Source organism: Pseudomonas sp. LSJ-87, assembly GCF_032971465.1.
Classification (GTDB): domain Bacteria; phylum Pseudomonadota; class Gammaproteobacteria; order Pseudomonadales; family Pseudomonadaceae; genus Aquipseudomonas; species Aquipseudomonas putida_Z.
On the sequence record NZ_JAWJYQ010000106.1, the window covers coordinates 1 to 1,153 of the forward strand.

1 protein-coding gene is annotated in these 1,153 nt (G+C 57.2%); it reads right to left on the minus strand.

The annotated features are described in order from the left end of the window. Positions 1-146 precede the first annotated feature (146 nt). Positions 147-1,094, minus strand: coding sequence for an IS110 family transposase (locus RYH74_RS26265; RefSeq protein WP_075043652.1), 948 nt, complete (start codon positions 1,092-1,094; stop codon positions 147-149). Between the last annotated feature and the right edge of the window lie 59 nt (positions 1,095-1,153).

Below are 1,153 nucleotides of genomic sequence, written 5' to 3' on the forward strand. Positions count from 1 at the left end.
AACTGTCTTGCTCAATTTCTAAAATCTAGCGCGTCACCTGTGGGAGCGGGCTTGTCCCGCGAACACGGGCGAAGCCCGTGCCATCCAGCGCGGTATTGGCTTGGTGGGCAAGCCCGCTCTCATATGAATTACGTCGGTTTCCTGATCTAGGTCCGCTTAGGCTGTGGCAAGACCAGATCCAGCCAAGGCTCGCCAGTCCTGAGCATGGCATTGAGCCGTACGAGGAATACCCGCATACAGGCTACGATAGCGACCTTGGCAACTTTTCCTCGTTCGCGCAGTGCCTCATAACGAGCCTTGAGTGCTGGGTTGTACTTCATCGCCACAAGGCATGACATGTACAATGATCGCCTGGCCTCAAACCGCCCGCCTGAGATAGAGCGCTTGCCCACGAATTTTCCGCTGTCGTGGTTGAAGGGCGCCACCCCGACCAATGAGGCTATTTCTCTAGACTCGACACGCCCCAGTTCTGGCAGAAGCGTTACCAGCTTGCCCGCCGTAACCAGCCCAATGCCTTTGACCTGGACCAGCTGAGTAACCCGTTCATCTTTCAGGGCTTCCGCTTGCTGGCTGATCGCTTGCTCAACCAGCTTGATCTGCGATTTGAAGTGCTGGAGGTTGGCTTTCAGAAAGTCGGACACCACGCGGGACTGCGCCTGTTTCAGGCGCCTCAGATCGTCATCACGCTGCTGAACCAGCCGATCACGTTGCTGCAGCAATTCCCGCAACAGCGCACGTTCCGGGCTGATCCGCAGGGTGGACTGGTCTGGAATGACCTCAGCGTAGTGGGCCAATACTTCGGCATCGATGGCGTCGGTCTTGGCTTTGACGCCGATGGATTCTGCGAACGCTCGGGCTCGCCTGGGATTGACGCGTATGACTTTGTAGCCGCCATCCTGCAAGAAATGCATGACATCTCGCTCGTAGCCGCCCGTGGCCTCCAGCAAAACGCGCTTGATACTGCGCCCGCCAAGGCTTCGCTGCAGCTCCTCGAAGCCTGCCCGATCATTGCTCACATGGATTTTTATGCCCTGTGGCCGCACCAGCGCATCGAGTGATCGACTGGAAACATCAATACCCAGGAAGGACGCCATCACCAAACCCTCCTAAACTCAACACTGTGAGAGGACTTTGGCTTGGCCCACGCTTGTGA